This window comes from Serratia sp. LTN-2, from assembly GCF_059740205.1.
Map to the genome: position 1 here is coordinate 1 of NZ_JCAXDO010000017.1, position 5,709 is coordinate 5,709.

Sequence of the window (5,709 nt, forward strand, 5' to 3'; positions counted from 1 at the left end):
CCGGCGACCGAGGTGGCCAGCGTTTGCTGCAGCAGACGTTCGGCCAGGGTGTTGACCGGCACCGCTTCGGCGGCGGCCCGGTTTTTCAGGGCGGCGATCAGGGATTTCGGAAAGCGGAGGTTCATCTGGCTTAGCATGGCGGTGTCCTGCTGTCATAGGGATATATTGTGATGATAGCAATATCCTATAAAGCAGAAATTAAAATTACAATGCTATGTTCAGTGCAAATAGCTTTCTTTTACTTAGATAGCAATAATGACCCATTGCTAACCATTTGGCTGGTCTGCTAGCGAAGCTCCATGCCGCGGTCGGCGTTTTTGCGTCGCAGATCCGTTTTCTGGCAAAATCGGAATAGGTAATATCTGCCTGTAAAATCTCTGCTTTAGATGCCAGACTTTTTTCCTGAATTAAGGTAGTGTACTTGGGATTAATCCGACTATTAGCATACAAAGGAACCGGTCAGAATGACAGCCAGGCAAAACATTCCAGCACAATTACGCTTGAAGGAAATACAGATTCAGAGCCTTAAAGGCATTTCAAACTGTACAATCACATTTCCTGCTGACAGCAAAGTTACTGCCATTATGGGGATGAACGGCTCCGGTAAATCCACGATTATTCATGCCCTTGCCTGTTGTTACAAACCCCGGGATAAATCCTCAAAGGAAAATAACCGGTTCTCTGATTTCTTTACCCCTCACGTTGATAACAACTGGCGTGACAGTGGTTTTACAGCCCATTTTTACGCGGGAACGCTGAACAATCAGAGTAACAAAATATTATTTGTCCCCACACAGGCACCTAATGACACTTTTACTCAGCCTTATTATAAAGTCGCACGCTGGCAGCCAGTGTATGATCGTCGCCCCGTCAAGGAGTCGCTCTATCTGGGTCTGCAAACGCTTGGCACTTTGTCCGACGATCTGGCGGCTTCACGTCATGCGAAATATGTAAGCCAAAGCTTCGAACCCGCAAATATCAAACAAAAAATACTGGAATCTATGTGTCGCGTGCTTGAAGCGGATTACTCAGATCTGATGACCTGTACGACCAGCAGTGGCTTCACATTCAGTAAATTTACCAAAAACGGAATTACCTACACTGAACATACCATGGGAGCGGGAGAGAAACGGGTTTTTGAAGTGCTGAAAGCCGCTCATGACCCCCTTCTGAAGCCTAATGGTTTACTGCTGATTGACGAACTGGATGTACTTTTGCATGAAAAAGCTTTTAAAAAACTGATTGAAGAATTGATTTCCATAGCTGAAGACGCTCTGCTTGAAATTGTCTTCTCAACGCACAGGGAATCTATTGTTCAGTTCAGAAGGTCAATAAATATTGTCAGTATCTTCAATATGGGCACAGGGATCTCTGCTTTTCCTGGTGTTTCAGCTGATGCCCTACGACAGCTGACCGATATTCAGCCTGAAATGGTCAGTGTTTTCGTTGAAGATGAACTGGCACGCACGGCTATCAATGTGCTTCTGGAACGAGAGGCTCTGACCGATAAGGTGAATGTTGAGTTATTCGGAGCCGCTGAAAACTCGGCCGTCGTTCTGGCAGGGCTAATGCTTGCCGGTAAGGATATTACAAAGGTTATGTGTGTTCTTGACGGCGATGTTCACCGAACTGTCCCGGAGAGACACAAAATAGTAAACAAGTGCCTGACAGGAACAGATAAAAGAGAACAACGTCGTGCGGTTATGACCCGGATTTTTGAGTTTAGTCTTGCTGATTTTCCTCAAAAAGGTGCTCCGGAATATAATCATAAACGCTGGTTTGAAGCGATAGATCCTGCCACTATTGCGGCAGAAGAGTCTGCTGAATACATAAAGCTAAGAGGATTTTCTAGATCAATTAACGGACTGGCAGACTGGCATGAATACTATGAAAAACTGAATCAGTTTGCCAGAAAATCCAATATAGAACATACCGTCCTGAGCTATATCAGCAAATACTCTCCGGCCTGGGATAATTATATTTTAGCGGTACGTCAGGAGATCATAGACCGGGCCGGCGAACTTGAATGATGTAACCACGGGCAGCAAGTCTGTTGCCCTGTTACCCCCGCAGTGATAATGCTCCCCTCCCTTGGTGCGGAATGCCCGGCGACTCGCCGACGGCGTCGAAATTCCGGATGCGGAGACAGCTCCTGAATGGTAGAAAGGATAAAAAAGGGCCTCAGGAGCAGCCCTTCAATAGGGTAAGAAACGTCAGCCCGTGAACGGCTTCAGCCGGGCGTCGATCTCAGCGGCTAACGCCTCTGCCACCTTCGTCATTGGCGTCGGGTTACTCCGCTCGGGTTTACCGTTGCTGTAGACGTCCAGTTCGCAGACGCCATCAACAAACCGGAAACCTGGCTCGCTGTCCTCTTCTCCACTGGCCACACTGCAGTAAGGTTCGTCACGGTCGGCGATCACCAGGCGGTGAGGAAGCCGTGGATAGTGCAGCCCGGTCAGTACGTCCGGCTCGGTGACGTTCACACCGTCCTTCAGGCTTATGGACACTCGCCAGGCACCATACTGGTAACTGGCGGGTTTGGTCACATTCAGGCGGCAGAGCCTGCCCTCGTGTGTGAAGTCATTTTTCTCTGCCTGAATGCTGCTCATACCGCGCATGCTCCTCAGCTGGTTAACGTGCTCGTAATAGCTGTAATAACGGTCTTCATCTATTGAGTAAAACACCTCGTTCCAGCCCCTTCGAACAACCTCCTCATCTGAAAACGCCAGCTCAGCGAACAGGGCGAACCATAACGACTGACCCTTGATGACCGTTTTGCAACCCGCCATCACCTGATCGGCCCGAGCCGTGATGTACGGCGTGTTGCGGATCTGGATCTGCTGCAGCTGCTCATCCGTCTTGATGTCCAGCACATCACACATCGCCAGGTTATACTTCGTACCGAAGTGGTTCTCCAGCGGGTTTTCGCTCAGCTTCGCGCCGAAGTGACTGGCCAGCACCTCGTCCATGCCGGCAACCAGCTGACTCAGCGCGCCGAAGGTTTTGATCCTGTCGGTCAGTTGCTCTTCAAGGAGTTCACGAAGGATGACAGACTTCGGCTTGTTCCTCAGAATGGATAGGTGGGTCAGCGTGGTGTCAAACGACTTCGTGAAGCCCCTCACGGTGTAGTCCACCGTGTCTTTTTCATTGCTCATGTGATAACCTTACTGGTCAGAAAGAGTACCCTGACCGGCCCGGAACTTCCGCTAAAAGACCTCCGGGCCAGTCTCTGCATCAGTGCGTCATCAAATGGATGTTTCTATGACGCTAGGCTGATTTAGCCACTCTACCCCCTAAAAGGCCACTCAGCAAGGCTTATTTCTGTTATTTCCTTTAACGTGCACTTTTTTGGTTATTTTATCACTTCCCCTCTGAAATGGTATTATCAGCCTTTCCTGTTACGCTGTTGCTTGTTTTTTGAACGCTATAAAAAAATAGATCCGAAAACCGGTAGTCTCGGATCATCCGATCGTCACCCTGCCCCACCGACTCGACAAACACAATATGTGCCATCTGCTCAGCTGCATTTTCTTCTATATGTTGTGTTTGACCGGGCTGATCGTTAACGGCGGTTTCCGGCCGACAACCGCGATGTGATTAGTTAACCGTCGTGGTACACTTCCGGAAAGTGGCCATAAGCCAGAAAGTCGGATCACCCAGAAACGGGCGTCCGGTAATTTAACGGCGTGGCTATCTGGCTGCTTATTATCATATGAGTGATGTTCACATCAGGAAACTGCGAGGGCGATCATCATCACTTGAAGGATTGGAATCGTGTTTAAGGAATATGATTTCAATGTGTGATTATTTCTAGGAGCAAAGTTTTGTTAGAGAAAATACTCACTGGTCTTATTAACGAAGGAATGAAAAGCATCTGGTTATATAAGACAACGGACAGTGGCGGCGCAGAGTTATTTCAGCTTCTTGATGAGTATGGCGGCGAACTGGCCTGGCGGTGGAGGAGCGACGGAGGAAACAGGTGGCGCGAAACCTCCTCTCTGCTTGCCCCGCATCCGACGTGTCCGTCCAGTGCCGTGAAGTATGATCTGTCAGATGGGCTGGAAAAAGCGGTTTTCTTGCTTGGCTTCGAAGATATAGCAAATGGCTCGGAAGTGCTGTCACGGCCGGACTGGTGCCGTTGAGAGCTGCAAAGTAATGACTGACGGGATTTTTTACTCAATAAGGAACACTCATGGGTGACTGGTTTATTGCCACTGAGGGCGTGAAGATCGTCAAAGACAGTCCTGGTCTGTGGCCGCAGATCATTACGGGGGTTTTGTCCGCCGGTGCGGCGCTGGTCGGTGTGTGGCTGACTCACTACTTTGCCCGCCGGCGTGAAGAAAGAGCGGCGGCGGCGAAGCTGGGCAGTGAGCGATTTTATATCGCAATGGAGCTCGTCTTTTTGCTGGAGCGGTTTGCACAGCATTGTGCACTAGCTGCAATTGCGGAGGGAGAGTTTGATCCGGATGGAAAAACAGAAGTGGAATATTCATTGCCGGCAATCGATTATGAATCGATTGCCGGTGACTGGCGGTCACTCCCACCAGAACTGATGTATCGGCTCGGCCAATTATCTGTCCTTAGCCATGAGGCCGTCGTCGCGGTAAACGTCACGTTTCATGAAGATACACCATATAGTGAATGGGGGGTCTTTGAACTGCACAGCCAAGCCGCGCGTATGGGATTAAAAGCAATACGATTGTCCCGTTCTCTCAGAAAGCTATGTGATATGCCCCAGGACGGTCTCTCTGCTGATTTCGCGCCAACCAGGCGGACGCTCTTGCAGGCCAGAGGTAAAGATTTTCATGCAAGGTATAAGCTGATCAAGGAGCAGAAGAAGAATGAGCAGGAGATAAATGACTACCTAGAGTCCGTAGAGTCGTCAGAGAGGCATAACGAGGAAGGAACGCTGGATGGTTGATGGGTTTTCAGCATGGGTGCCGGTGATATCGGTCCTGGCAGGGGGGACGATGACCGGGGGGGTTGCAATGGCCGGCATTGCGCTGACCCACCATTTTACCCGGAAACGGGAGCGGGAGGCGGCCGAACGGAAAACCGCGGCCGATCGCTATTTCATCGCCACTGAGCTGATCTTCAAGCTGGAAGACTATGCAGAAATGTGTGCTGAAGTCTCGCAAGATGATGGCAGGCGGGATGAAGGCGATGAATACCGGCCTACTGTCCGTGTGTACTCCCTTGAATTTGATGATGTGACCGGTGACTGGCGCGCGCTGCCGCCCCCGGTCATGTATCGGGTGCGGGAAATGATCGTTCTGCAAGCTGAAGCGCGTGGTTCGATTAACTTCCACTATGACGTCGATATTTCCTCAAGGCATGACACCTTTTATCGAGAGCGGATGTATCAGTATGCATACCTCGGCCTGCGGGCACTCTTGCTGGCCAAGCGGCTGCGCAAACTGACCGGCATGCCCTCTTCCCGCCTGGACAAGTACCACTGGTCGGCGCAGCAAACCTTGTGGCAAGGCTGGCGCGAAGGCCGAAAATATCGACTTGAGCAACGACTAGAACTGGATGAGGAATAATACATGAGCGGTTTAGTGGTGCCGGAATTCTACCCGGCGAAGCCGGCGCAACGATCGGCGCCAGGCGTTTCATTGCCGGTCGCCATCGACTACCCGGCCGCGCTGGCGCTGCGCCAGATGGCCCTCGTTCATGAAGAACTGCCCAAATACCTGCTGGCGCCGGAGA

General features: G+C 50.7%; 5 protein-coding genes and 1 pseudogene. 5 read left to right on the top strand and 1 reads right to left on the bottom strand.

The window, feature by feature from the left end; all coding sequences use genetic code 11:
- The first annotated feature begins 464 nt into the window (after positions 1 to 464).
- Positions 465 to 2,030 carry an AAA family ATPase gene (locus AC6BYQ_RS23095; protein WP_171455224.1) on the top strand — a complete coding sequence of 522 codons (1,566 nt, stop codon included), beginning with the start codon at positions 465 to 467 and terminating at the stop codon, positions 2,028 to 2,030.
- A 183-nt stretch (positions 2,031 to 2,213) separates the two neighbouring features.
- Here AC6BYQ_RS23095 and AC6BYQ_RS23100 read toward each other — a convergent pair whose 3' ends face one another.
- Entirely contained in the window at positions 2,214 to 3,155 is a 942-nt protein-coding gene (locus tag AC6BYQ_RS23100) for a hypothetical protein (protein ID WP_086071025.1), read from the bottom strand.
- A gap of 669 nt (positions 3,156 to 3,824) precedes the next feature.
- Between AC6BYQ_RS23100 and AC6BYQ_RS23105 the strand changes: the two genes are divergently transcribed.
- From AC6BYQ_RS23105 to AC6BYQ_RS23120, 4 genes and pseudogenes are all read left to right on the top strand, one after another.
- Positions 3,825 to 4,142 carry a hypothetical protein gene (locus tag AC6BYQ_RS23105; protein WP_306686663.1) on the top strand — a complete coding sequence of 106 codons (318 nt, stop codon included), beginning with the start codon at positions 3,825 to 3,827 and terminating at the stop codon, positions 4,140 to 4,142.
- 50 nt (positions 4,143 to 4,192) lie between these two features.
- On the top strand, positions 4,193 to 4,921 hold the full coding sequence (locus AC6BYQ_RS23110) for a hypothetical protein (protein WP_306686665.1): 729 nt from the start codon (positions 4,193 to 4,195) through the stop codon (positions 4,919 to 4,921).
- Entirely contained in the window at positions 4,914 to 5,543 is a 630-nt protein-coding gene (locus AC6BYQ_RS23115; protein WP_306686666.1) for a hypothetical protein, read from the top strand. Before AC6BYQ_RS23110 ends, AC6BYQ_RS23115 begins: the two co-directional genes overlap by 8 nt.
- A 3-nt stretch (positions 5,544 to 5,546) precedes the next feature.
- Positions 5,547 to 5,709: pseudogene (locus tag AC6BYQ_RS23120) on the top strand (hypothetical protein); the annotation flags it as partial.